At 66.9% G+C, this 23,386-nt stretch carries 22 protein-coding genes and 7 tRNA genes; 18 read left to right on the top strand and 11 right to left on the bottom strand.

What is annotated here, in order from left to right; genetic code table 11:
- Positions 1-9: 9 nt before the first annotated feature.
- Positions 10-1,296, bottom strand: coding sequence for a MocR-like B6 salvage transcription factor PtsJ (gene ptsJ, locus AC5P5W_RS14275; protein WP_197557588.1), 1,287 nt, complete (start codon positions 1,294-1,296; stop codon positions 10-12).
- 76 nt (positions 1,297-1,372) lie between these two features.
- On the opposite strand from ptsJ, the gene AC5P5W_RS14270 reads away from it, so the two are divergent.
- The 9 genes from AC5P5W_RS14270 (at position 1,373) to AC5P5W_RS14230 (ending at position 9,256) form a co-directional block, all read left to right on the top strand.
- Positions 1,373-2,146, top strand: coding sequence for a YggS family pyridoxal phosphate-dependent enzyme (locus tag AC5P5W_RS14270; RefSeq protein ID WP_041863572.1), 774 nt, complete (start codon positions 1,373-1,375; stop codon positions 2,144-2,146).
- Positions 2,143-2,844: a glutamine amidotransferase gene (locus AC5P5W_RS14265; protein WP_046431222.1), complete on the top strand. Its 702-nt coding sequence runs from the start codon at positions 2,143-2,145 to the stop codon at positions 2,842-2,844. The genes AC5P5W_RS14270 and AC5P5W_RS14265 overlap by 4 nt, the downstream gene beginning before the upstream one ends.
- Positions 2,841-3,065: a hypothetical protein gene (locus tag AC5P5W_RS14260; protein WP_014647516.1), complete on the top strand. Its 225-nt coding sequence runs from the start codon at positions 2,841-2,843 to the stop codon at positions 3,063-3,065. The genes AC5P5W_RS14265 and AC5P5W_RS14260 overlap by 4 nt, the downstream gene beginning before the upstream one ends.
- A gap of 99 nt (positions 3,066-3,164) precedes the next feature.
- The gene (locus AC5P5W_RS14255) at positions 3,165-3,671 is read left to right on the top strand and encodes a hypothetical protein (protein WP_075075604.1); all 507 of its coding nucleotides are present in this window, start codon (positions 3,165-3,167) and stop codon (positions 3,669-3,671) included.
- Positions 3,672-3,794: 123 nt separating this feature from the next.
- Entirely contained in the window at positions 3,795-4,304 is a 510-nt protein-coding gene (locus tag AC5P5W_RS14250; protein ID WP_197574756.1) for a sigma-70 family RNA polymerase sigma factor, read from the top strand.
- Complete coding sequence (locus AC5P5W_RS14245) at positions 4,301-5,227, top strand: FecR domain-containing protein (protein ID WP_197574757.1); 927 nt, start codon at positions 4,301-4,303, stop codon at positions 5,225-5,227. Before AC5P5W_RS14250 ends, AC5P5W_RS14245 begins: the two co-directional genes overlap by 4 nt.
- 64 nt (positions 5,228-5,291) lie before the next feature.
- A complete protein-coding gene (locus tag AC5P5W_RS14240) occupies positions 5,292-7,763 on the top strand; it encodes a TonB-dependent receptor domain-containing protein (RefSeq protein ID WP_197574758.1) in 2,472 nt (823 codons plus the stop codon).
- Complete coding sequence (locus tag AC5P5W_RS14235; protein ID WP_197574759.1) at positions 7,750-8,550, top strand: ChaN family lipoprotein; 801 nt, start codon at positions 7,750-7,752, stop codon at positions 8,548-8,550. The genes AC5P5W_RS14240 and AC5P5W_RS14235 overlap by 14 nt, the downstream gene beginning before the upstream one ends.
- A complete protein-coding gene (locus AC5P5W_RS14230) occupies positions 8,543-9,256 on the top strand; it encodes an energy transducer TonB family protein (RefSeq protein WP_142234909.1) in 714 nt (237 codons plus the stop codon). The genes AC5P5W_RS14235 and AC5P5W_RS14230 overlap by 8 nt, the downstream gene beginning before the upstream one ends.
- Here the strand turns inward: AC5P5W_RS14230 and AC5P5W_RS14225 are convergent.
- From AC5P5W_RS14225 to AC5P5W_RS14190, 8 genes are all read right to left on the bottom strand, one after another.
- On the bottom strand, positions 9,253-9,687 hold the full coding sequence (locus AC5P5W_RS14225) for a Rid family hydrolase (protein ID WP_197574760.1): 435 nt from the start codon (positions 9,685-9,687) through the stop codon (positions 9,253-9,255). The two genes, AC5P5W_RS14230 and AC5P5W_RS14225, sit on opposite strands and share 4 nt — an antisense overlap.
- A 185-nt stretch (positions 9,688-9,872) precedes the next feature.
- The gene (locus tag AC5P5W_RS14220) at positions 9,873-10,775 is read right to left on the bottom strand and encodes a cation diffusion facilitator family transporter (RefSeq protein WP_032957286.1); all 903 of its coding nucleotides are present in this window, start codon (positions 10,773-10,775) and stop codon (positions 9,873-9,875) included.
- 28 nt (positions 10,776-10,803) lie between these two features.
- Positions 10,804-13,092, bottom strand: coding sequence for an Orn/Lys/Arg family decarboxylase (locus AC5P5W_RS14215; RefSeq protein WP_049440967.1), 2,289 nt, complete (start codon positions 13,090-13,092; stop codon positions 10,804-10,806).
- 20 nt (positions 13,093-13,112) lie between these two features.
- Positions 13,113-14,465, bottom strand: a complete 1,353-nt coding sequence (gene adiC, locus AC5P5W_RS14210; protein WP_021204506.1) for an arginine/agmatine antiporter — start codon at positions 14,463-14,465, stop codon at positions 13,113-13,115.
- A gap of 76 nt (positions 14,466-14,541) precedes the next feature.
- A complete protein-coding gene (locus AC5P5W_RS14205; protein ID WP_014647527.1) occupies positions 14,542-15,975 on the bottom strand; it encodes a DcaP family trimeric outer membrane transporter in 1,434 nt (477 codons plus the stop codon).
- A 525-nt stretch (positions 15,976-16,500) separates the two neighbouring features.
- Entirely contained in the window at positions 16,501-17,343 is an 843-nt protein-coding gene (gene dsbG, locus AC5P5W_RS14200; protein ID WP_032957294.1) for a thiol:disulfide interchange protein DsbG, read from the bottom strand.
- Positions 17,344-17,373: 30 nt separating this feature from the next.
- A complete protein-coding gene (locus AC5P5W_RS14195; RefSeq protein WP_041863574.1) occupies positions 17,374-18,177 on the bottom strand; it encodes a redoxin family protein in 804 nt (267 codons plus the stop codon).
- Positions 18,178-18,258: 81 nt separating this feature from the next.
- Positions 18,259-19,326 (bottom strand): GlxA family transcriptional regulator, encoded by a 1,068-nt coding sequence (locus AC5P5W_RS14190; protein WP_032957296.1) that lies wholly within the window; start codon positions 19,324-19,326, stop codon positions 18,259-18,261.
- Between the two features lie 186 nt (positions 19,327-19,512).
- On the opposite strand from AC5P5W_RS14190, the gene AC5P5W_RS14185 reads away from it, so the two are divergent.
- The 7 genes from AC5P5W_RS14185 (at position 19,513) to AC5P5W_RS14155 (ending at position 20,825) form a co-directional block, all read left to right on the top strand.
- Entirely contained in the window at positions 19,513-19,911 is a 399-nt protein-coding gene (locus AC5P5W_RS14185) for a heavy metal-responsive transcriptional regulator (protein WP_134966268.1), read from the top strand.
- Between the two features lie 78 nt (positions 19,912-19,989).
- Positions 19,990-20,065: transfer RNA gene (locus AC5P5W_RS14180), tRNA-Ala, on the top strand.
- Positions 20,066-20,119: 54 nt separating this feature from the next.
- Positions 20,120-20,195: transfer RNA gene (locus AC5P5W_RS14175), tRNA-Glu, on the top strand.
- 184 nt (positions 20,196-20,379) lie between these two features.
- Positions 20,380-20,455 (top strand) — tRNA-Ala (locus tag AC5P5W_RS14170).
- Positions 20,456-20,505: 50 nt separating this feature from the next.
- Positions 20,506-20,581, top strand: a tRNA-Glu gene (locus tag AC5P5W_RS14165).
- A gap of 45 nt (positions 20,582-20,626) precedes the next feature.
- Positions 20,627-20,702, top strand: a tRNA-Ala gene (locus AC5P5W_RS14160).
- A 47-nt stretch (positions 20,703-20,749) separates the two neighbouring features.
- Positions 20,750-20,825: transfer RNA gene (locus AC5P5W_RS14155), tRNA-Glu, on the top strand.
- A gap of 101 nt (positions 20,826-20,926) precedes the next feature.
- Here AC5P5W_RS14155 and AC5P5W_RS14150 read toward each other — a convergent pair.
- On the bottom strand, positions 20,927-21,343 hold the full coding sequence (locus AC5P5W_RS14150) for a GNAT family N-acetyltransferase (protein WP_014647532.1): 417 nt from the start codon (positions 21,341-21,343) through the stop codon (positions 20,927-20,929).
- Positions 21,344-21,419: 76 nt separating this feature from the next.
- On the opposite strand from AC5P5W_RS14150, the gene AC5P5W_RS14145 reads away from it, so the two are divergent.
- Positions 21,420-22,376, top strand: a complete 957-nt coding sequence (locus tag AC5P5W_RS14145) for an SOS response-associated peptidase family protein (RefSeq protein WP_164077347.1) — start codon at positions 21,420-21,422, stop codon at positions 22,374-22,376.
- Positions 22,377-22,499: 123 nt separating this feature from the next.
- On the opposite strand, the gene AC5P5W_RS14140 is transcribed toward AC5P5W_RS14145, so the two are convergent.
- A complete protein-coding gene (locus tag AC5P5W_RS14140; RefSeq protein ID WP_197574761.1) occupies positions 22,500-22,880 on the bottom strand; it encodes a response regulator in 381 nt (126 codons plus the stop codon).
- A 132-nt stretch (positions 22,881-23,012) separates the two neighbouring features.
- On the opposite strand from AC5P5W_RS14140, the gene AC5P5W_RS14135 reads away from it, so the two are divergent.
- A tRNA-Leu gene (locus AC5P5W_RS14135) sits at positions 23,013-23,098 on the top strand.
- Positions 23,099-23,386: the final 288 nt, after the last annotated feature.

The raw sequence follows: 23,386 nt of genomic DNA, 5'->3' as shown, positions 1-23,386 counted from the left end.
CGCTCGACGCTACAGACCGCACACCGCCGCCAGGTCGTCAGCCAGCGGCCGCAGTTGCGCCGCGCCCAGCGCCGCGCAGGTGATGCGCAGGCCATGTGCCGGCGCCGCCACCGCGAACACCTCGCCAGCGCGCACATGCCATCCGCGCGCGGCCAGCGCCAGCACCTGCGGATGGCTGTCGCCCGGCAACGGCAGCCACAGGTTCAATCCCTCCATCGGCAGCGGCGTCGGCACGCCACGCGCGCGCAGCAGTTCCTGCAGCGACTGCAGGCGCTGCTGGTAACGCTCGCCTGCCGAGGCGATCTTCGCCCGCTGCGTTGACGACGCCAGCACCGAGGTTGCCGCGTCCTGCAGCAGGTGACTGACCCAGCCGATACCGGATGCCAATCGCAGCCGCAACCGCATCGCGGTTTCTTCATCGCAGGCCAGCCAGGCCAGCCGCAGGTCCGGGCCGAGCGGTTTGGACAACGAACGCAGCAGCGCCCAGCGCCGCCCATCCAGCGGCAGTACCGAGTGATAGGCCTGCTGCGAGAGCAGCGCATAGTGATCGTCGATCAGCACTGCTACCTGCGGGTACGCCGCCAGCAACTGCCGCAACGCCCGCGCCCGCTTCGCATCCAGGCTGGCCCCGGTCGGATTGTGCGCCCGGGGGGTGAGCAGCACCGCACGTGCACCAGCCTCCAGCGCCTGCCGCAGCGATTCGACCTGCATGCCCTGGGCATCCACCGCCACCGGCAACGGCGCATGTCCCGACGCATTGAGCACATTGAGGCTGCCGAGGAAGCATGGATCCTCCACCGCGATGCGATCACCCGGCAGCAGCCACGCCGCCAGCAGGCGCTCGATGCCATCGACGGCGCCATGGGTCAGCTCCAGCGCATATCCCTCGGGGCAATCCGCATCCAGCGAGGCGCGTGCCAGCACCTGCAACCTCGTGTCGACCGTACCCACGCCATACAGCCGCGGCGCCGCCGGGGTCAGGCGCAGGTTCGGCAGCAGGCGCGGATCCGGGTTGCCACCGGCCAGGTCCTGCAGCGCCAGCCCCGGGGTGCTGCCCTCGCGCGCCAGCGGCGGCGGCAGGCCACGCACCACCGTGCCGCGGCGGCCCGCCGTGCTGGCCAGTCCCGCCGCATCCAGGCGCTTGTAGGCAGCAGCCACGGTGTTGCGGTTCACGCCCAGCTGCTCGGCCAGTTCACGCACCGGCGGCAGCACGCTACCGGCCGACAGGCGACCCTTGCCGATGCCGTCGCGGATGCTGTCGAAGATCGACTCGGCGCTGTGCCCGGTGATTTTCATTTTGTCCTATGCCAACATATCTCTTGTCCTGTGCCAGTGTATCCCACCCTGGCCACCCTGCATTGGAGGTGCCCGCATGCCCCTTGCCGCTGCCGACTGGCCCGTCGCCCAGTCCGTTGAACAGATCGCCGCCAACCTGGTCACGGTGCGCCAACGCATCGCCGATGCCTGCGCCCGCGTCGGCCGTGACCCGGCCAGCGTGCGCCTGCTGCCGGTCAGCAAGACCGTCGATGATGCCCGCATCCGCATGGCGGTGGCCGCCGGTTGCCGCGAGCTGGGCGAGAACAAGGTGCAGGAGGCGCAACGCAAGGCCGAGACGATGGCCGATCTTGGCGTGCACTGGTCGGTGATCGGGCATCTGCAGACCAACAAGGCGCGCTACGTGGCGCGCTTCGCCAGCGAGTTCCAGGCGCTGGACAGCCTGCGCGTGGCCGAAGCACTGCAGCAGCGCCTGCAGCTGGAAGACCGCACGCTGGATGTGTTCGTGCAGGTCAACACCTCCGCCGAACCCAGCAAGTACGGCTTGGAACCCGCTGCCGTCGAGGCCTTTGTGCAGCAGCTTCCAGCGTTCGATCGCCTGCGCGTGCGCGGCCTGATGACGCTGGCCATCTTCACCCCGGAGGTCGAGCGCGTGCGTGCCTGCTTCGTGCGCCTGCGCGAACTGCGCGACCAGCTGCAGCGCACTGCACCTCCCGTCATCGACCTTTCGCAGTTGTCGATGGGCATGTCCGGAGACTTCGAAGTGGCGATCGAGGAAGGTGCCACCGTGGTCCGCGTCGGGCAGGCCATCTTCGGCGCACGCGCCACCCCGGACAGTTTCTACTGGCCCAGCAATGGAGCCTCCGCATGAAGCACGCGGTCGTCCTGCAACACGTCGCCTTTGAAGACCTCGGCACCCTGCAGCCACTGCTGTCGGCACAGGGCTGGCAGCTGCAGGTGCTGCAGGCCGGTATCGACGCGCTCGACTCCGCCGAAACCGCCGACCTGCTGGTCGTGCTGGGCGGCCCGGTCAGCGTCAACGATGTTGATCGCTATCCCTTCCTCAACGACAGCATCGCGTTGTTGCAACGTCGGCTGCAGCAGCAACGGCCCACGCTGGGCATCTGCCTCGGCGCGCAGCTGATGGCGCGCGCACTCGGTGCCGACGTCGCCGCCAGTGGCGGCAAGGAGATCGGCTTTGCGCCGCTGCTGCTCACCGATGACGGCCAACGCTCGCCACTGCAGGCCCTGCAGGGCATTCCGGTACTGCATTGGCATGGCGAGGCGTTCGAACTCCCGGCCGGTGCACGTCGCCTGGCCAGCACGCCGGCCTGCCGCCACCAGGCCTTCGCCATGGGCAGCCATGCGTTGGCCCTGCAATGCCACCCGGAACTGGATGCCCGCCAGTTCGAACGCTGGCTGATCGGCCACACCCTGGAGCTGGCGCAGGCCGGCATCGATCCGAACGATCTTCGCGCCCAGGCACGCCGTTACGGTGCACCGCTGGCAGCGGCGGCCACCGCGATGTTCGACCATTGGCTGCAGGAGCTGCCGGAGACACCGCAATGAACTACCGATTGCAGATCCACCGCGATGGCGCCCACTGGGGCCACTTCGACTGCAGCGGCCCCGATGCCATGCAACGCATGGACACCATCGCCGCGCAGCTGCCTGCCGAACAGGGCTTCCAGCTGAAACGGCAGAAAGGTGTCGGCGAAGAGCGCATCCTGTCCAGCAATGCCGACGGCCTGCGCGTACTGGCTTCGCAGATCCAGTACCGCGACATCTGACGATCGTCACGGTAGTGCCGGCCGCTGGCCGGCACCCGAATCTGGCCGGCCAGCGGCCGGCACTACCACGGCTGTTCGCCCGCGTGCGAAGCTTCACGCATGCTGACCCTGCAACGCGGCAGCCACCACGGGCTGCTGGTCGCCCCGCGCTGGCCCTCCACCCATATCCAACTGGAAGAAGAGGTACTGCAACGCCTGCTCGATGCGCAGGCAATGCTGCCTGCCGGGCTGCGACTGCTGCTCACGCGCGGCTTCGAACCCAGCCACAGCCGGCTCGGCAGCTCCCGTCGTGGCGTGCGTTGGCTCGGTATCGCGTTGTTCCGGGCCTGCTATCCGCAACGCCATGATGAGGTCGATGCCATCTTCGGCGCCAACGGCCACGACATCGATGGCCGTCATATCGATGTCTCGCTGGTACTGCACGGCAAGCGGCTACGGCTGCTGCCCGTGGGCGTATTCACCCCGCCACGCTGGCAGGATCGTCGCGTCGCCCGCCATGCCGAAGCGGTCGCGCGGGTGAAGCGCAGCCTGCAGCGCTGCGGCTTCAAGCTGCATCACAACCCCACCGAAGCCCTGCAGATCCACTGCGATTATCGCCCGCGCTGATCTCCCGTCCCGGGCAGGCGTGTCACGCCCATCGATAGATGCAAATGATTCTCTTTTGCTGTAAGGTACAGCCGCTGCCCTTGCCGCCGCGGGCTGTTCCCTTTCCCAGTTGTCGCCCGCCCCGTGTCCACGCCTGTCGAACCGACGGATGTCGCGCAGCTGTGCGCGGCCCATTACCGGCCGCTTCACGCCCATGTCCGCCGTAAACTCCCGCAACGCAGCGACGCCGATGACGTCGTCCAGGAAACCTGGCTGCGTGTCATCAAGGTCGCCGCCAGCGGCCTGCTGCGCAACGGCCGCGCCTACCTGTACCGCGTCGCCCACAATCTGATCGCCGATCACTACCGGCAACGCCAGCGCCGTCGTGAGGAAGCGCTGGATGACGCCCAACTGCACGCCCTCGCCGATCCTGCACCGCTGCCGGAGCAGCACCTGCTGGACGCCGAACAGCTGCGCCATCTCGACGCGATCATCGCCGCGCTGCCACCGCGCTCGCGCCAGGTATTCCTGCTGGCCCGGGTAAAGCAGATGGCACTGGCCGAGATCGGCCGCCGGCTCGGCATCAGCCGGCAGACCGCGCACGGCCATCTGCTGCGTGCGCTGGTGGCGCTGCAGCAGGTACCCGGCGCATGAGCCCGGAGGCGATCGCGCGCGAGGCCGCACGTTGGTGGCTGGACGGCCACGACGGCGGTCGCGACGAGCGTGCCTTCAACCAGTGGTACTACGCCGATTGCCGCCACGCCGCGCAGTACCAGCACCTGCAGGCGCTCTGGCAGGCCGGTGATGCCACGCCCAGCCTGCAGCGGCATCAGCGCAAGCGGCAGCGCCGGCACCTGCGCGACGCCAGCACTGCCGTGCTGCTGCTTTGCGCCTTGGGCCTGTATACCCGCCAGGCCGCACCACCGGCCGCGCAGGTGATGCGCACGGCGACAGGCGAGATCCGTGAAGAAGTACTGCCGGACGGCTCGCACGTGCTGCTGTCACCCGGAAGCGAAATCCATGTCCGCATCGATGCACAGCGCCGCCAGCTGCAGCTGCAGCACGGCCAAGCCTGGTTCAAGGTAGCCGCCGATGCGCAGCATCCGTTCCAGGTGCATACGACGCACGGCATGGTCACCGCGCTCGGCACGGCCTTCGACCTTGCCGTGCACGACAACGACAGCGTGGTCACCGTCACCGAGCATCGCGTCCGTGTGGACAGCGGCACCCGCAGTGAGCAGGCCATCGAAGGGCAGCAGCTGCGCTTCGATGGACAGGCACCGATCATCGGCCTGGCCGCCAGCCACAGTGCCCTGGCCTGGCGCGAGCGTCGCCTGCATTGGGTCTCCACGCCCTTGGCCGAGGTCACCCAGGGCCTGGATCGCTGGCATGGCGGCCACACCTGGATCATCGGCGCACACCTGCGCCAGCAGCCGGTCACCCTGCTCGGCAGTGCAGACGGCGCGGCGCGCAGCCGCGACCAGCTGGCCACGCAGCTGCATGTACGCGTGCTGCGCCTGGGCGCGGGCGTGCAGGTGTGGCTGCCGCCACGCAGGGAACATCGCGATGCACCCTGACATCGGCCCTGCCACTGCGTCTACCCAGGATGACGACGCGCTGCGTCAGCCCCTGGAGCTCCCGATGCTGTTTCACCGTCCCCTTGTCCTCGCCCTGTCACTGGCCTGCGCCAGTCCGCTTCCGTTGTTACCTGCCAGCGCACACGCGCAGGCCACCTCCCGCCACTTCGATCTTCCTGCGCAACCGCTGGCCAGCGCGCTGGATGCCTACAGCCGGCTGACCGGTGTCGATCTGGTGATCGGCGCGGCATTGCCAGGCGGCCAGACGGCGCCGGCACTACGCGGACGGTTCGACGACGCGCAGGCCCTGTCGCGCCTGCTGGCCGGTAGCGGCCTGCGCCCCCGTTTCATCGACGCGCGCCGCGCCACCCTGGAACCGGCGCCGGCCGCCCCCTCCGATGGCAGCCGTCGAACCGGCCCGCTGCGCGTACAGGGCGATATCGCACACGGCCATTCTCCCGGTGCAGGCGCCAGCCAGTATGTCCCGGCGGCCCGCGATGGCTTTGCGCCCGCCGTCGGCAGCGAGCGCGTGGCGATGGCCGAACGCCAGGACGGCAACAGCCTGCTGCGTTCGATGCCCGGCACCCACAGTTTCCACTCGCGCAGCCAGCCCGGCCTGCAGGTCAACATCCGCGGCATGACCGGCGCCGGGCGGGTCAACACCATGATCGATGGTGTCACCCAGACCTTCCGCAACAACGCGGGCCATGGCTCCGGCGGTCCGTTCGCCTACGTCGACCCTTTCCTGCTGGCCGGTGTGGACGTGCAACGCGGTGCGGTCGCCGGTGGTGATGGTGCCGGCACGCTGGCCGGCAGTGCCAATTTCCGCACGCTGGACATCGACGACCTGCTCGGCGAAGGCCGTGACTGGGGCCTGCGTGCGGGCTATCGCCATGGCAGCAACGGCTATGGCAGCGGCCGCACCTTCGCCGGCGCATGGCGCCACAGCGAGGACGGCGGTGACCGCCAGTTCGGCCTGCTGGCCGCTGCCAGCAGCAGTCGCAGCGGCGAGTACGCCACGGCACGCGGGCAGAAGAACAATGCCGACCCCGGCAGCCAGCAGCCCAGCAGCTGGCTGTTGAAAGCACGCCTGCAGCCCAGTGACCAGCATCGGCTGGACCTGAGCCACATGCGCTACGAAAACGACTTCTACCACAACTACCCGTGGCAGATTTCCGCACGCAACCAGCGCGCCAGCTACCACTACACGCCCTACACGCCGTGGATCGACCTGCGCGCGACCTTCGCCGGCAACAAGACCCGGCTGTTCTATCCACCCGTGGAGGATTCCAGCTACATCGGCCGCCGCACCCACAGCAGCCTGAGCAGCTGGACGCTCGACAACACCAGCCGCTTCGATATCGGTGCACTGCAGGCACGCTGGAACACCGGCATCAAGCACCAGTCGGACGTCTACGTGGCCGACACCCCCATCCTGCGCGGCGCCAACCCCCAGGGCCGCAGCCAGCTGGACAGCGTGTTCAGCACGCTGGAACTGCAGTACGACATCTACGCGCTGACTGCAGGCCTGCGCCAGGATCGCTATGGCATCCGCGGCCACGTCCCGGTGTGCTCGGATGTGCCTGGCCAGTGCGCCGAGATCAACGGCGGCGGCATCGACGTGCGCCGTACCCAGCGCGCACTCAGCCCCAGCCTGGCGGTATCGTGGCAGGCCACCGACTGGCTGCAACTGTTCGCCGAAGCCTCGCGTACTTCCCGCCCGCCGCGGGTGCAGGAGATGTTCTTCGAGAAGATCCCGCTGGAAGGCATGAGCGATGCCGACGGCGTGGGTGCCAACCCGTTCCTGCGCCGTGAGCGCTCGCGCAACCTGCAGTTCGGCGCCAACCTCAGCGCCTCCTCGCTGCTGACCGACGGTGACCTGGCGCAGCTGCGCGTCACCCGCTTCGACAACCGCATCCGCGACTACATCAAGCCGCAGTACCTGCTGATCGTGCACCCGCCGGAGGTGGGGCCTTTCGTGGTACCGATCGACAGCGATCAGCAGCTCACTGCCTGGACCGATGCCCTGGACGTGGACGACTTCAGCACCACCACGCGCTGGATGAACCACCCCGGCGTGGTGCGCATGCGCGGTATCGAGCTGGAAGCGCACTACGCCAGCGCGCACTACCACGCCACGCTGAGCTGGACCCGCTCGCGCACCAGTGCGCCTGCCATCGAATTCGTCAACCTGGAAGACATCACCGCCCTGCCCGACCGCTTCTGGACGTTGGATGTCGGCGGCCGCTGGTGGCAGCAGCGCGTGCAGGCCGGCCTGCGCGCCGAATACTCCGGGCCCACCGAAGAAGGCTACGACTTCTTCCAGACCCGCAGGACCGGCGGTACCGGTGTACTGCTCGACTTCTACGCCAGCTTCAAGCCCCAGCCCAACACCACGCTGTGGCTGAACATCGAAAACCTGCAGAACAAGGCCTATGACAACAATACCTCGATCGACAGCATCTTCAGCCCGATCCTGGACCGCGGCAACGGCCGTGGCCGCACCGTCTCGATGGGCGTCAATGTGGCGTTCTAGCCGTCGCTGGCTGCCGCTGTGCCTGCTCGCACTGGCCGCAATCGCCAGCGCGCAGCCTATGCCCGGCACGGTGATCGACCTGGCCAGCGGGCAGCGCCTGGACGAAGCCGCGTTCGTGAAGCGTGCAGCGAACGCCCCGCGGCTGCTGCTGGGCGAACGCCACGACCTGGCCGGTGACCACGCCGCCCAGCGCTGGCTGCTGCACGCGCTGCAACGGCAGCGTCCACAAGGCGCGCTGGTGATGGAGATGATCGCCAGTGAACGCCAACCGCGCCTGCAGCGGGTGCAGCGCTGGCTGGCCAAGGGCAACCATGCCGATGGTGCGCGCCTGCAGGCGCTGCTGGGCTGGGATGCACGCTGGCCGTGGGCCACCTATGGCGGGCTGGTACAGGACGCCACCGCCGCCGGCATCCCCCTGTTCGGCGGCAACCTGTCGCGTGCCGAGGTCGATGCGTTGCTTGCCTCCAACACGTCGGTGCGGTTTCCGATGCCCACCGCCCGGCAACGCCTGTCGGCCGTGGTGCTGGCCCAGCACGCAGACGCCGCACCGATGCTGGAAGGGATGCTGGCCGTGCAACAGGCCCGCGACACCCGCATGGCACAGGCACTGACCGCAGCCCCTGCACCCGCGCTGCTGGTAGCCGGCCGCTGGCATGTACTGCGCGGCACCGGCGTGCCGGGCTACCTGCCACCGGAGGTACCGGCACTGGTGATCGCGCTTGCGTCACCCGACGAAGGCGTCGATGCGGCCGACGCCGATCTGCTGTGGGTGCCGGGCGATGAGTGAACGCGGCCAACACTGGCAGGCGATTGCCATCAGCATCGGCCTGCACCTGTTGCCCTTGCTGCTGTTGGTGCACTGGATGGCCGCGCCACCGTTGCTGCCGCCGCGTGAACAGGATGTGCGCATCAGCCTGCGCCTGCTGGCACCGGCTACGCCTCCCCAGCCGGTCGAAGAGCGCCAGGCCGACACCCCCAGCCAGGCGCAGCAGGCGCGCGCGTCGCAACCGGCGAAGTCGCCCCCTCCGCCAAAGCCCACCGCCGCACGCGAGGGCGAGGTGGCCGCCAGCGAGCTCGGTGGCCCTGGCCGGCAAGCCCTGCCGGTCGCCCCGCCTGCGGCCGTGACCGATGCGAGTCCCGCACCGGCATCGATCACGGCCGCGCCGCCCGCTCCCGACGCACCACCGGCGGACTTCCAGGCCGGCGCCGCCAGCGACCAGTGGGAAGCCCGCCTGATGGCGCGGCTGGAGCGTTATCGCTACTACCCCGCCGTCGCGCGCTCGCGCCGGCAGCAGGGAACGGCCTGGGTCAGGGCCAGCATCGATCGCGAGGGACGCCTGCAGGCCCTGCGGCTGGAGCAGTCCAGCGGCCAACCGATGCTCGACGACGCCGCACTGCAGACGTTCCGCCGCGCGCAGCCGCTGCCGCCCATTCCCATGGAAATGAAGGCACCGCAGGAACTGGTGGTGCCGGTGGAGTACTACCTGCGCTAGGCGGCGTAGGCCTCCGCCTCGATCTCGAACAGCATGCCGTCCAGCGCCAGCCGTGGCACAGGAATCAGGGTGCAGGTCGGCGCTGCGTCGTTCGGCCAACGCCGCCGTACCTGCCGGGCGATGATGCCCAGCCGGTCCTCGTCGTGGTCGACCACCAGGATGCGCAACCGCGCGACATCGGCCAGGCTGGCCTGCGCCGAACGCAATGCGATCTGCAGGTTGTCCAGTGCCTGCTCGACCTGTTCCCCGAAGCCGGGGGAGAGATGACCATCGGCATCCTCACCGCCCTGCCCGGCGATATGGATCACCCGCGCCGGCAACCGCACCACGGCCACGTGTGAGTACCCATTGGCGGCAGGGTCGTAGAGGCCGGGAGGATTGAACAGCTCCAGCAGGCCGTGACTGAGGTCCGGGGTGGTCAACAGGTTCATGCCGCATGCCTCGTGGGGGATGCGAGGCAGTCTGCGACCTCAACCAGAGTTGAGGTCAAACCGAGCCGCTGCAACAGTCCGGTCCGCCATGCGCAACGATCGTGCCCACGTGTAGAGCCGAGCCCACGCTCGGCTGCTCAGCGCGAATGGCAGCCGAGCATGGGCTCGGCTCTACCGTTCCCGGCTCACGTCCACGCCGGGTCTGCGGTGAAATCGATGGTCAACCAGAAAGTACTGCCCCGCGCATCCAGCCGCACCGCGATCTCATCGCGCATCGCATCGACTTCGCCTACCGACCCCAGCGGCGTGATCGGGTCAGCCAATACATGGATCTCGATGAAGCGCATCCGCCCCATCTTCGCCACATGGCTGGTGAAACCGGCATAGCCACGCTCGGCCACGAACGCCTGCATCACCTGCTGCACGCGCCGGTCCAGATCATCCGGCGCCACCTGCAGCACTTCGCGCATGGCCTTCCACGCGCTGCGCGCCGGCACCGGCAGCATCGCCAGGCTGATCAATGCCAGCACGATCGAATCCAGGTACGGCACCCAATGGTGCCACTCACCACCGTGCAGGACCAGCGCCAACACGAAGGCCAGCACCACTGCCAGGCTCATCAACCCGCCCAGCAGCCAGCCACGCACATCCAGCCATAACAGCGCCGAGCGCAGATGCCGCGCCCGCTGCGCAACGAACGCCGCCATCGCCAGGTTGCTGGCACTCAGCAGCGCCGCCCACCACAGCGCGGGCCCGAATTTCACTTCGTGCCCGCCCGTGGTCAGGCCGATCACCGCGTTGGCCAGCGCATACACGCAGGCCAGCGACAGGATCACACCACCCAGCGCTTCGACCATCGGCTCCAGGTGCCAGTAGCCGTACTGAAAGCGCGGGCTTTGTTCCCGCGCCACCAGCCGCAGCACCGACAACGACACCAGGGTCAGGGCGACGTCGACCAGGCTGTACACGCCGTCGAACAGGATGGCCTGCGATCCCACCAGCAGGCCACCGCCGAAGCCGACCGCGCTCACCGCAAGGGTGACCCCGATCGAGAACGTCAGGATGCGTTGCTCGCGCGCGGTATCCATCGTTCGCCGATGAGCCGACCGTTACGGGTCAGGCCTTCAGCACCTCCACCTTGTACGAGACCGCATCACCCTCCTGCTCGATGATGAGCCCGTGCACGTCCGATTCGAAGCCCGGGAAACGGGCGTTCTGCTCGCGGGCGATGCGCAGCGACTGGATGATCGGCTCGTCGCTGTCGCCGAAGCGCTCGCCCGGCATGATGGTCGGGATGCCCGGCGGGTACGGCACCAGCATGGTCGCCGCGATGCGGCCACTGATCTGCTCGATGTCGACCCGCTCGATCTCGCCCTTGACCAGGTGGTTGTAGGCATCGGCCGGGGTCATCACCGGCGTCGGCAGGTCCACGTACATCTCGCGCATCACCTTGGCCACGGCAAATTCCTGGTTGAACGCATGCAGCGCGTCGCACAGGTCACGCAGGCCCCAGCCGGCGTAGGCATTCGGATAATCGGCGGCCAGCGTCGGCAGTGCCTGGCTCAGCGGCGCATTGCGGTCGTACAGTTCCTTGAACGCCATCAGCTCGGTGACCAGGGTGCTCCACTTGCCCTTGGTGATGCCCATCGAGAACAGGAACAGCACCGAGTACAGGTTGGTCTTTTCCACGGTGATGCCGCGGCCCCACAGGAACTTGCTCAGCACCGCCGCCGGGATGCCCAGCCTGCCCATGCTGCCGTCCATTGCCAGGCCCGGGGTCAGCAGGGTCACCTTGATCGGATCGATCAACACATAGTCGTCAACCAGGTTCTCGAAGCCGTGCCAGTGCGCGTCCGGCCGCAGGTACCACTCCTCGCGCTTGGCCACCAGCGGTGCCGGCGTATCGCCCTTGTCCAGGCTGCGCTCGACCTGGGTTGGCTGCCACACGCTGAACCACCAGTCGTCGCGACCGAGATCATCGCGGACGTGCAGCATCGCGCGGCGGAAGGCAATTGCCTCGTCATGCATTTCCTGCACCAGCGAGCGCCCGGCATCGCCTTCCATCATCTTCGAGGCCACGTCACAGGCGGCAATCACCCCGTAGTGCGGGCTGGTCGAGGTGTGCATCATGAACGACTCATTGAAGCGCTCGGCATCAAGGTTGCGTTGCGCCGAGTTGCGGACGTGGATCATCGACGCCTGCGAGAACGCAGCCAGCAGCTTGTGGGTGGAATGCGTGGTGAAAATGATCGCATCCTGCTCACGCGGCTTGCCCTTGGCCATGCCGTAGTGGTTCTCGTAGAACGGGTGGAACGCGGCGTAGGCGTACCAGGCTTCGTCGAAATGCAGGAAATCGACTGCGCTGCCGATCTCGTCAGCGATCTTCTCGGCGTTGTAGCACAGGCCGTCGTAGGTCGAGTTGGTGACCACCGCGATGCGCGGCTTGGAACCGGCCTTGTACGCCTGGCTGGCCAGCGGGTTGGCGGCGATGCGCTGCTGCAGCGACTCCGGCGTGAACTGGTCCAGGCTGATCGGGCCGATGATCCCGTGCGCGTTGCGACTGGGCGTGAAGTACACCGGCACCGCACCCGTCATGATCAGCGCGTGCAGCAGCGACTTGTGGCAGTTGCGGTCAACGAACACCACGTCGCCGCGGGCCACCGTGCCATGCCAGACGATCTTGTTGGCGGTGGAGGTGCCATTGGTGACGAAGAAGGTGTGGTCGGCACCGAAGTTGCGTGCCGCCTCGTTCTCGGCATCCTTGATCGGGCCGGTGTGATCGAGCAGCGAGCCCAGCTCCGGCACCGAGATCGACAGATCGCTGCGCAGGGTGTTCTCGCCATAGAACTGATGGAATGCGCGGCCGACCGGCGACTTGGTGAATGCCACGCCGCCTGCATGGCCCGGCGTATGCCAGGAATAGTTCGACTCGGCCGCATGATGGATCAGCGCCTTGAAGAACGGCGGCAGCAGGTTCTTCATGTAGTCTTCGGCCGCGCGCATCACCTGCCGCGAGATGAAGCTCTTGGTGTCTTCGAACAGGAAGATGAAACCGTGGATGTACTTGAGCAGCTTGCTCGGCACCTTCTCGATGGTGCGGCGCTCGCCGTACAGGAACACCGGCAGATTGGCACGGCGCGCGCTCTGCTCGCGCAGGAAGGCGGTCAGGCGCTGGAACTCGCCATCCACCTCTTCGCTGCCATCGATCGAGATCAGCACCGCCGAGGCCGCCACGTAGGTGCGGGCACCGGCCCGGGCGTCATCCAGGTTCAGCCCGCACAGCACGCGCTGGTCGTTGCTGCGCAGCTCTTCCACCAGCGCACGGATCAGGATGCCACCGATGCGCGGCGACTCGTAGTCGTTGTCGATGACAATGACCGGGTAGTCCAGGGACTTGAAGTACACGTTGATTCTCCTTGTCGAACTCAGGAATGCCGGGCGCCGGCGCTGATCGCCGAGGCCTCGCGGGCGCGCTGCCGCTGTTGGCGGCGCTCCTCGCTGAAGAAGGGATAGAACACGGTGATGAACAGCACGAACAGGAAGGCGTACTGCACGATGGTCCCCGACGAGCCGTAGATCGCCCACAGGCAGTACACGACGGTCAGGCTGGTCAGCGTCCAGAACGCACCGGTGTGGACCAGGGTGTGCGAACGCTCGACCACGAAGTAGCACGCCACGCACGAGTAGATGTAGGGCAGCAGGGTCAGCACCACGGCCGCCGACGTGATCACGTCGAACTGGGCCGACGCGGTTTCCGAGGTGGAGGTCACCAGCACCGCCAGGGTCATCAGCACCGCCACGATCAGCACGCCCTTGACCGGCACGTCGTCCTTGTTGGTCTTGCTGAAGATGCTCGGGAACAGGCCGTCATCCGACGCTGCCTTGGCACTCTGCGCGGTCAGCAGGATCCAGCCACCCAGCGAGCCGGCGGCACCGATGAAGGCGCACAGGCTGACCAGCGCGCCGCCCCAGCCACCGACCGCCTTGGCCGCCGCCAGCGCGAACGGTGCGTCGGACACCTGCAGTTCCGCGTTCGGCACCATGCCCATGATCACCGACGAACTGGCGATGTAGGCGATGGCAGCCAGGAACACGCCGGCCAGCGTCGCGCGGGCGACGTTCTTCTCCGGATTTTCGACCACACCGGCAGTCACCGATGCAGACTCGACGCCGATGAAGGCCCACAGGGTCAGTGCCGCGGCGCTCGAGATCGCACCGAAGTTCGACTCGCCAGACACGTTGTAGGCGCCCTTGAAGATGTCGGCATCGAAGAAGAACCAGCCGAAAATGGCGATGCCCAGGATCGGCACCAACGCAAAGCTGGTTGTGACCGTCTGCACGCGGCTGACGAAGGCCGGGCCGATCACGTTGGCAAAGCTCAGCGCCCACACCAGCACCAGCACCGCGATGCAACGCACCAGCGGCTCGGACAGGATCGGGAAGAAATAGCTGAAATAGCCCACCGCCGCGATCGGAATGGCGACGTTGCCGATCCAGTTGGCGAACCAGTAGATGGTGTTGGTCTGGAAGCCCATGTACGGCCCGAACCAGTCGCGCGCGTAGGCATAGGGACCGCCCGCCTTGGGTGCGAGCTTGCCCAGCTTGGCGAACACGAAGGCCAGCAGCAGCGCACCGGCGGTGGTGATCAGCCAGCCCCAGATCGAGGCGGTACCGATCTTGGCCAGGCTGGACGGCAACAGGAACACGCCTGAGCCCATCATGTTGCCGGCGACGAGGAAGGTGGCTCCGACCACCCCGATTTTCTTTGCTTCTGCCATGACGATCTCCGGTACTGGCATGAGCCCGGCAGCACCGGGCGTGGGGACGGTTACGCTGGCGTACGACCGCTGGCGTCTATTTGATGAAGTTGTATTGCAGGCTGCCCTGCACCCGGACCGTGTCGCCGCGTGCGCCGCCCTGCTGTTCCAGCCGGCCGTACAGCAGCTCCATGCCCATCGTCCAGGACGGCGCCGGGCTCCAGATCAGGTTGAACACGCCGTAGCGGCTCTGCCGGAATGCATCAGCGGCGAGTGCGGCGTTGCGCTCCAGGGTCAGCTGGCCAAAGATCAGGTTGGAGCGCCACAGCGCGGACCAGTAATGGGTGTAGCCGACGAAACCGCCGTGCAGGTCCAACGCGGCGAGGCGGCCATCGGCACCGACCACTGCGTCCAGTCCGGAGCCGGTCAGGTCGGCGGTGTAGCGACTGAGGCCGCGCCCGCCGAGTACGCCGAACAGCAGCAGGTCGCGCTCGCCCACTGACGCCGAGCCGCTCAGCTGCAGGCCACCGGCCATGCGCCGGTCGCGCTCGCCATCGCCGTCGTAGGCCAGGCTGCGTGCCACCGCGCCCAGCTGCAGGTGGCCCCAGTCGCGCTCCAGGCGCGCGGTCACCGTCACGTCGGGCAGGCGGTTGACTGCCGTGCGAGCATCGCTGGCGCCGGCGAGTTCAGTCTTCGGGTCTTCAGCGGCGACGGTCAGGGTGTTGCCCTTGCCTATCGCAAAGCTGTGGTGGATGCCCGCCACCAACAGGTATCCGGCGCCGCCCGGCCCGGCGAAGTCAAGCGTATCGGGCAGGCTGTCCGGGTCCATGAAGCTGGAATAGCCATAGCCGGCATAGGTGTTGCCAAGCTGCCCATAGGCGTGTCGCAGGCGGAACTCATACCCCTCACTGCTGCCGAAGAAATCGTTCTCCAGGTAGAAACGCAGGTTGCCGTGCGTGGTCGGGCGCCGCGCCTCGAAGCTGAAGCGGGTCTGCTTGGCATGGATGTTGAAGTTGGAGACATCGCGATGGCTGCCACCCACCGGCATCGACGACGGAATGAACTGATCTTCGTCACCGGCCGCACGCGAATCGGCAATCGCATCGAGCTTGGCGTAGCCGCCGATGCGGATCACCGTATCGGTGCCGGGAATGGTGAAGAAGCCTTTCAGATCGGGGTCGGTCGGACCGGCTGCGCTGTCGGGACGCGACGCCGCCGTTGAGGGATCGGCCACCGATTCGCGCTGCGGCAGCACCGGTTGCGCCACGCCCGGCACCTGGGTCGGGTGCAGCATGCTGGCGCTGCCGCCCGCCGTTGCTGCCGGGGTCGGGGCCTGCGCCACGGCGGCAGGCGCTGAGCCCTCGCGCTGCTCAAGCCGATCCAGGCGCTGCTGCATGCCTTCCAATGCCTGGCGCATGGCAGCGATTTCCTGCCGCAACGCCTGCGCATCTTCCTGGCCATGCTGCTGCGCATACGCTGGCGCGATCGCCAGTGCGGTCGAACAGGCCAGACTCAGTACCGCCAAGCGCATTGCATCCTCCCTGGACAAACATTCGCAGCGCGCTGGCCGGATACAGGCGCACAGTGCCCTGGCCTCGCGTCGCCGTTGCTGGAAATGCGGATACTGCGTTGACGACACCGGCCAGCCTGCATCCGGCAGGCAACAGGACGATGACACTGCCCTGCCCGCACCGGTGTCGAGCCCATCAAGGCCGCGCTGCCAGAGAGGTGGCGACCGCAGCGGTCTGGGTAACAATCGGGGAGTGAGAGTGTCGTGAATGGCTGTGCCGACCGCCCTGGTTCAAGGCATGTCTGGCGCGGCATCCATGGCGTGTTGACGCTGTATTCCATGCGTCAACAGGCTAATCCGCCTGTCGTTTTTGACCTTGATTGGAATCAAGGCGCGATGCTTGATGTCAGTCACGATTCAGATGTGACGACGAACAGCTGCTGCGCAGCCCTGCTGCCCTCTCCGCCCGCCGCAGGAGCGCCGAAATGCAACAGGCCCGCATGCTGCCATGCGGGCCTGTCGGTTACATCACGACGTTGGCGGCGATCAGCGCGGACCCAGCACCGTCTGCAGGTCGGCGCCCTGCGGCAGGCCCGCGCGACGCTGCACCTGCCCCTGTGCATCCTGGAACAGGATGCCCGGCGTGCCCTGGAAGCCCATCTCGATCATCAGGACCTGGTTGGCATCAAGCTTGCCTGCGATCTCGCGGCTGATGCTCGGTAGCGCCTTGATGCCGCCACGGTCGAACTGGTGCTCATTCTCCAGCAGCGCCGCGCTCGGATCACGCGCGGCGAGGATGGCGGCGGCCTTGGCCGGGCTGTCCTCGCGGATCACGCCAACCATGATGTGGCGCAACTGCACCTTGCCGGCGTCAACCCACGGACGCGCCGCTTCCCAGAACTTGTGGCAGTACGGGCAGTTGGCATCGCTGAAGGTATAGACCACACGCGGTGCATCGGCCTTGCCGTCACGCACCCAGGCGCTGGCTTCCAGCTTGGTCCACATCTTGGCCGACATCGGTGCAGCGACCAGCTTCTCCACCGCCTCGGCGGCCACATCGTTGCCTTCGGCATCGAACAGGCTGCCCACCAGCACATGCTTGCCGTCGGCGGTCACGTACGCGGCGGCGGGCTGCTGCCCCCCCACCACGCCGGCGAAGCCACGCAGGCCACCCGGTGCATCAAACTCGGCAACGACTTCGAAGCCGTGCTTCTCGATGCCTTTCAGCACTGCGGGACGGTCCCCCTTGGCCGCGGTGGCCGGAGCGCCGGCGGCCGGCGCTGCCGCCGTCTTGCCCGGCGGGGTCTGGGCCTGGCTGCAGGCGGCCAATGCCAGCATGACCGGCAGCAACAGCACCGCCGGAGCGATGCGCAGGGAAGTCGACAACATGGGAACTCCGTAATGAGATGCCCGCGCAGGCTACCGCAGCCGGCGCAGTTTGTGTTCAAGACCCGCGGCCGTCAGTTCGCCAAGGTGCAGTTCACGCAGGCGACCTTCGGCGTCGAAGAACAGCGTCGACGGATAGGCCTGCACACCCAGCACGGTTGACGCCGAGGCGGTATCGTCCAGCAGTACATTGCCCAGCCGGAGCTGTTCGGATGCGATGAAACCCTTCACTTCGTCCAGGGTTTCCCCCTGGTTGAGGAACACGAACTGCACGTCGGTGTGGGTCTGCTGTGCGGATGCCAGCACCGGCATCTCGCGCCGGCAGGGCCCACACCAGCTGGCCCAGAGATTCAGCACCAGTGGCTTGCCCCGGAACTGCTGCAGGTCGATCACGCGCCCCTGCAGATCGGCCACCTGCACCGCCGGCAGCGGCATCCGCTGCTCCTGCCAGGCTGCCAGCAGGTGGCTGCCCACCACCCACGACACCACGCCCACCAGTGCGCCCGCCAGCACCGGCGCACGCAACGCGCGCCAGAGCCGCAGCCGCCAGGTGCCCCACGCCAGGCCCGCAGCCAGCACGACTGCAAGGTGATACCCACCGTCGGCGATCTGCAGGATGCTCCACGGGGCCTCACGGTAAAGCGCGAAGTTCAAGGCGACGAAGCTGATGCGTCCGCACAGCAGGCCGATCAGCAACATGTCCAGAACCAGGCTGGCCGCGGAAGGCACTGCCATTCCGTCTTTCCGACGCGGCCACAGGCGTGCTACCGCCATGGCCAGCAGCACGCACATCAGGATCAACACCACCGGCATCGGCACCGGTCCCACACTCGACATCAGCCCACCTGCCCCATCATCCGTTACCTGCATGGTCGAAGCGTCGCGCCCAGGTTGCAAGCGCGACGCCTACTGCAGGCATCAGGCCACGCTGCGCGGCATCTGCATGCCGGGCGCCGGTTGCAGCCCGCGCAGGCTGCCTGCCACCGATGACAACAGCGGCCGCTCGCGCCGCTTGTTGTTGACCAGCCGGCGATAGTTGGCCGGCGTCATTCCAACAATGCGCAGGAACAGGCGACGGAATGCGCTCTGGTCGGCATAGCCCACGCCCCAGGCCACTTCATCGATGCCCGCCCCCTGCTGCAACAGCGTCTGCGCCTTGGCGATACGCAACCGCTGGCAATACTCGATCGGGCGCAGGCCGGTGGCCTTCAGGAAGCGCCGCTGCAGGGTGCGCGGCTCCAGCCCGGAAATCTCACAGATCGCACCGAGCGTGGCGCCGCGCGCAGCGGTGGTATGCAGCCAGCGTTGCGCCTTCAGTACATCGCGATCGCCGTGGGCGAAGTTGGCACTGAAACGCTCGAGATCCTGCTGGATCGCCGCCGGAACCGTGATCCCCAGCTGCTGCGCCACGGAACTCGCCACGCCCTGGCCGTGCAGCCGGTACAGCAGGCGCAGGGCGAGGAAGCGCCAGGCCTGGGAACCGGCCACCGTCAGCAGGTCGCCGTCATCGACCAGCGCGCGCTCGCTGGGTACCCAGCTGGCCGACTGCCCCTGCAGGCCCGGATGGCGCCCGAGGTCCGGACCACTGACGGTGCGCCCAGCCAGCAGACCGGCGCGTGCCAGCATGCTGACACCGTCGCTGGCGGCAGCCAGCAGACTGCCACCGTCGTAATGCGCGCGCAGCCAATCCAGCAGCACCTCATCGGCGCGCAGGCAGACGCCCTGGCTGATCTGGCCAGGCACGGCGATCACGGCGGGGATGTCCGCCTCGAGCATCTCCGCGCCGGCAATGCGATGCACGCCGGTCTGGCTGGCCGGCACGATCCAGCGGGTCACCAGGACACGCTTGAACGGACGGCGCTGCTGCTGGGCAAGCCGGTTGGCGACATGTGCCATCTCGGTCAGCACGGAGGCGGCCGACGGGTCGCCTCCCGGGTATTCGACCACCGCGACCTCGACGAATCCTTCGTTCCTGAATCCTTCCACAGACCATCTCCTCGGTTCGTTGCAGGCCATCCAGCGGCCGGTTCAGGCGCAGGGTAGGAACTGCCACGACGGTGGGGCTATGAAGAAAGTTGCAAAGTGCGCTGAATGCGCCGTCAGCGACGGGACCTTGACCCTGGACCAGACTCAAGGCTTCACAATGAGCGGCAGCATCCGCAGGAATCCGCCATGAACATTGGTCAACTGGCGCGCCAGGCCGGCGTGCCGATCGATACGGTGCGCTATTACGAACGCCAGCAGTTGCTGCCCACGGTGGCACGCTCGGCCGGGGGCTACCGCATCTTCGGTGAGCAGGACCTGCGCCGGCTGCGCTTCATCCGCCGCGCCAAGACGCTGGGCTTCAGCCTGGAAGAAATCGCCGAACTGCTGGCGCTCAGTGACCGCCACTCACAGGACATGGGCAGTGTGCGCGACACGGCGCAGGCCCGACTGCAGGACATTGCACAACGCATGGCCGAACTGCAGCGCATGCACACCGCGCTTTCTCAGCTGGTCGACGCCTGCCCCGGCCACGGCACGCTGGATCAGTGCCCGATCCTGGCGGCGCTGACCGACGACGCGGCATAGCAACGCGCGTGAAGAAAAGTGCAACAAATGCTTGCCAACCCCCGGGGGCAAGGCTATTATTTCGCTCCTCAGCGACGTGGGGCCATAGCTCAGCTGGGAGAGCGCCTGCATGGCATGCAGGAGGTCAGCGGTTCGATCCCGCTTGGCTCCACCAATCTTTCGGCATTAGGCCGTCGAAAGGTCGCTAAAGAACATTGATGAGAATTGCGTCCCCATCGTCTAGAGGCCTAGGACATCACCCTTTCACGGTGGCGACCGGGGTTCGAATCCCCGTGGGGACGCCACTCATCACGAACAACGAGGACCCGGCCGATAACCGGGTCTTTTTTGTTCACCGCCTACCGGCATTCAGGTTGTGGCGTTGCGGTTCCCCTGCCCTCGTGGCGACGGTCGAACCGGAACGAAAAAAGTTCAAAAAAAACTTCCACAAACGTGAACACGCAGGTATGATAGGCGGCTCGGTAACACGGGGCCATAGCTCAGCTGGGAGAGCGCCTGCATGGCATGCAGGAGGTCAGCGGTTCGATCCCGCTTGGCTCCACCACTTTCGACATTAGGCCGTCGAAGGTTTCTACAACTTGAAGTTTTTCGTGCGTCCCCATCGTCTAGAGGCCTAGGACATCACCCTTTCACGGTGGTGACCGGGGTTCGAATCCCCGTGGGGACGCCAGTTTCAAAACGGACTCTGCTCCCGGCAGATCATCCGGAGTTTCATGGGGCCATAGCTCAGCTGGGAGAGCGCCTGCATGGCATGCAGGAGGTCAGCGGTTCGATCCCGCTTGGCTCCACCACTTCGACATTAGGCCGTCGAAGGATCTACAACTTGAAGTTTTCGTGCGTCCCCATCGTCTAGAGGCCTAGGACATCACCCTTTCACGGTGGCGACCGGGGTTCGAATCCCCGTGGGGACGCCAATTCTTGAAAACCCCGACTCCGGTCGGGGTTTTTCTTTGCCTGTGATTCCTGGGAAGGCCCTATCCACGCATGGTGTGGATGGCTTCACCCCGATTACGGCTCAGAACCGCCGATACATCCCGATCGATGCCGGTGCCGTGGGCGCGAAACCAAACTGTGCGTACAACCGATGCGCCTCGCCATCGGCCAGCAGGCTGACGTACGCCGATGGCGGCAGGTTGGCCTGCATCCAGCCATCCAGGCGCCGCATCACTTCCTTGCCCAGGCCCTGCCCCTGCAACCGCGGCAGCACCGCGATATCACAGACCTGCAGGTGGCAGCCGCCATCGCCGACGATACGGCCCATCGCCACCAGCTCAGTGCCCTGGTAGGCACACACGCCGAACAGCGTATTGGGCAGCGCGCGGGCGGCCGCTTCCCGGGCCTTGGCACTGAGGCCTGCAAGCACGCGCAACCGGCAGTAGTCCTCGACCGTGGGCACGGCTTCGCGGAACTGGCAGGTGATGGAATCAGTCATGCGGCATCTCCAGATGGGTCGGGCTATCCTGCCGCATCCACGTCGCAGCCGCTGCGACCCAGGCCCCCAGAGTCCCATGTGCTATTCCGCCCTGATCCGCGCTGACTACGCCAAGCTGGTACGCGAGTTCGGCGCCATCCTGTCGCTGGAGGAGTTCGCCGAACTGTACGCACACGATCCAGGCAAGAAGCGGCCGAAGACGCCGAAGGCGATGGATGACGGGTTCGCCGGTGCGCGTACCGAACAGGGCCGGGACATCGTGGCGAAGATCCAGCAATGGCATGCGCAGGAGCAGCAGGCGCTGGAGGCTGAACTGGTCCGGCAGCGCGAACGACGCGATATTGCCCATGCCACGCTGGCCACCCGGCCCACGCAGAAAGCGCGCAATGACCTGCGCGTGGCCGGTAACCGCATCGAGCGCGCGCAGGCCCGGCTGGACGACCTGCATCGGGTGCAGCTGCTGCCGCGCGACAACCGCATTTTCCCCGGCAGCTACGCACCGGTGATGGTCAGCGAGAACGGCCGGCGCGTGATCAAGCCGATGCGCTACCAGTGCCGGTTGCCGGACAAGCCGGCGCGCAACGACGTGCTGTACCCCGGCACCTACAACGCGCGGCGCGACAGCCTGGAAGGTTACTGGCGGGGTGCGTTCGGACTGCGCCACGGCGTGGTGGTGGTGCAGGCGTTCTACGAGCACGTGCCCCGCCACGCCATCGCCGGCCGCAGCCTCGATGCCGACGAAAAGGAGCAGGACGTGGTGCTCGAATTCCGCCCCGATCCACCCCGCGACCTGCTGCTGGCCTGCCTCTGGGCGGAATGGGAAGGACCGGAAGGCCGCCTGCTTTCGTTTGCCACGATCACCGACACACCGCCCAGCGACGTCGCCGCTGCCGGGCATGACCGCGGCGTGGTACCGATCCGCAGGGAACACCTGGACGCCTGGCTCAACCCCGAACCGGATGATCTGGCGCGCCAGTACCGCATCCTCGATGACCGCGAGGAAATCCGTTACGTGTACGAGGAAGCGGGCTGAGCGCCGGACGCGAATGAAAAACCGCGCGTGGGCAGGGCTCCTGGATCAGGGGTTGCCGCCGCGCATCGCAGACGTGAGGATTCAGCCCCCGCAGCTTCCCCCTGCCGGTGCGTGGCGAGCGGCTCAGGCCTTGGCGCTGGAGCGTCCCATCGCACGCGCCAGCGCCCGCGACAGATCGGCCGACAGGTACGGCTTGACCAGCAACAGGCCGGCCAGCATCGGCGCAGGCAGCTGCTCGGCCAGCATCCCGGTGGCCAGCACGAACGGAATGCCACGCGCCGAAAGCGCTGCAGCCACTGGCTCACTGGTCTCGTTGCGGGCCAGCCGGTAATCCAGCAGGGCCACGTCAGGAGTGCTCTGCTCCAGCAGCCGCAGGGCCTCGGACACACTCGCGGCAAGCCCGACCACAGTCGCACCGGCATGCACCAGCTGCATCTGCAGCAGGGCCGCACTCATCTCGTCGTTCTCGACCACCAGCACCCTCAGGTCCTGCAACACTGTCATCAGCTACCGCTCCTGGAGGCAATTGCACGTCGGGAGTATAGCTACCAAGGGGCCAATGCCGACAGGAACCGCCCTGATAGGCTCTCCTACTAGGCATCTCCTGCCGACCTCGGTTACACTCGCACGCTGCCTGCCGGTGTGGCGGAATGGTATACGCAGCTGACTCAAAATCAGCCGGGGGTGACCCCATGAAGGTTCGAGTCCTTTCACCGGCACCACTGCATCAAAGGCCAGGTCCATGACCTGGCCTTTTGCATTTCCCGGACCGGAGCGCCGACACTGGCGAGGATGCCCCAGCATGCCCCTCCCACGCTCGCCGACATACTGCGCGCCCATCGCCACGTGCGGGGGCAGCCCCGCGACTTCTGGACGTACGCCCACGGCAACGCCGTCGTGTCACCCCGATGAAACGAAAATGTGACAGCCGACAAGGTTGCGAATAGCACTAGCGCACACTTTTCTTGCCAGCCTCACCTACTTCTGCCTATCGTGATCCCAGCCGGATC

Source organism: Stenotrophomonas sp. YJH_SMC_123 (assembly GCF_059368215.1).
This window is presented reverse-complemented; position numbering and strand designations above follow the sequence as displayed.

Bases quoted from the DNA above. Each gene is read 5' to 3' on its own strand.
- AC5P5W_RS14260 (WP_014647516.1), top strand. From the start codon at position 2,841: ATGAACTACCGATTGCAGATCCACCGCGATGGCGCCCACTGGGGCCAC.
- AC5P5W_RS14245 (WP_197574757.1), top strand. From the start codon at position 4,301: ATGAGCCCGGAGGCGATCGCGCGCGAGGCCGCACGTTGGTGGCTGGAC.
- AC5P5W_RS14230 (WP_142234909.1), top strand. From the start codon at position 8,543: ATGAGTGAACGCGGCCAACACTGGCAGGCGATTGCCATCAGCATCGGC.
- AC5P5W_RS14195 (WP_041863574.1), bottom strand. From the start codon at position 18,177: ATGTCGAGTGTGGGACCGGTGCCGATGCCGGTGGTGTTGATCCTGATG.
- AC5P5W_RS14185 (WP_134966268.1), top strand. From the start codon at position 19,513: ATGAACATTGGTCAACTGGCGCGCCAGGCCGGCGTGCCGATCGATACG.
- ptsJ (WP_197557588.1), bottom strand. From the start codon at position 1,296: ATGAAAATCACCGGGCACAGCGCCGAGTCGATCTTCGACAGCATCCGC.
- dsbG (WP_032957294.1), bottom strand. From the start codon at position 17,343: ATGTTGTCGACTTCCCTGCGCATCGCTCCGGCGGTGCTGTTGCTGCCG.
- AC5P5W_RS14255 (WP_075075604.1), top strand. From the start codon at position 3,165: ATGCTGACCCTGCAACGCGGCAGCCACCACGGGCTGCTGGTCGCCCCG.
- AC5P5W_RS14265 (WP_046431222.1), top strand. From the start codon at position 2,143: ATGAAGCACGCGGTCGTCCTGCAACACGTCGCCTTTGAAGACCTCGGC.
- AC5P5W_RS14220 (WP_032957286.1), bottom strand. From the start codon at position 10,775: ATGGATACCGCGCGCGAGCAACGCATCCTGACGTTCTCGATCGGGGTC.
- AC5P5W_RS14270 (WP_041863572.1), top strand. From the start codon at position 1,373: ATGCCCCTTGCCGCTGCCGACTGGCCCGTCGCCCAGTCCGTTGAACAG.
- AC5P5W_RS14150 (WP_014647532.1), bottom strand. From the start codon at position 21,343: ATGACTGATTCCATCACCTGCCAGTTCCGCGAAGCCGTGCCCACGGTC.
- AC5P5W_RS14205 (WP_014647527.1), bottom strand. From the start codon at position 15,975: ATGCGCTTGGCGGTACTGAGTCTGGCCTGTTCGACCGCACTGGCGATC.
- AC5P5W_RS14225 (WP_197574760.1), bottom strand. From the start codon at position 9,687: ATGAACCTGTTGACCACCCCGGACCTCAGTCACGGCCTGCTGGAGCTG.
- AC5P5W_RS14145 (WP_164077347.1), top strand. From the start codon at position 21,420: ATGTGCTATTCCGCCCTGATCCGCGCTGACTACGCCAAGCTGGTACGC.
- AC5P5W_RS14235 (WP_197574759.1), top strand. From the start codon at position 7,750: ATGTGGCGTTCTAGCCGTCGCTGGCTGCCGCTGTGCCTGCTCGCACTG.
- AC5P5W_RS14140 (WP_197574761.1), bottom strand. From the start codon at position 22,880: ATGACAGTGTTGCAGGACCTGAGGGTGCTGGTGGTCGAGAACGACGAG.
- AC5P5W_RS14240 (WP_197574758.1), top strand. From the start codon at position 5,292: ATGCTGTTTCACCGTCCCCTTGTCCTCGCCCTGTCACTGGCCTGCGCC.
- adiC (WP_021204506.1), bottom strand. From the start codon at position 14,465: ATGGCAGAAGCAAAGAAAATCGGGGTGGTCGGAGCCACCTTCCTCGTC.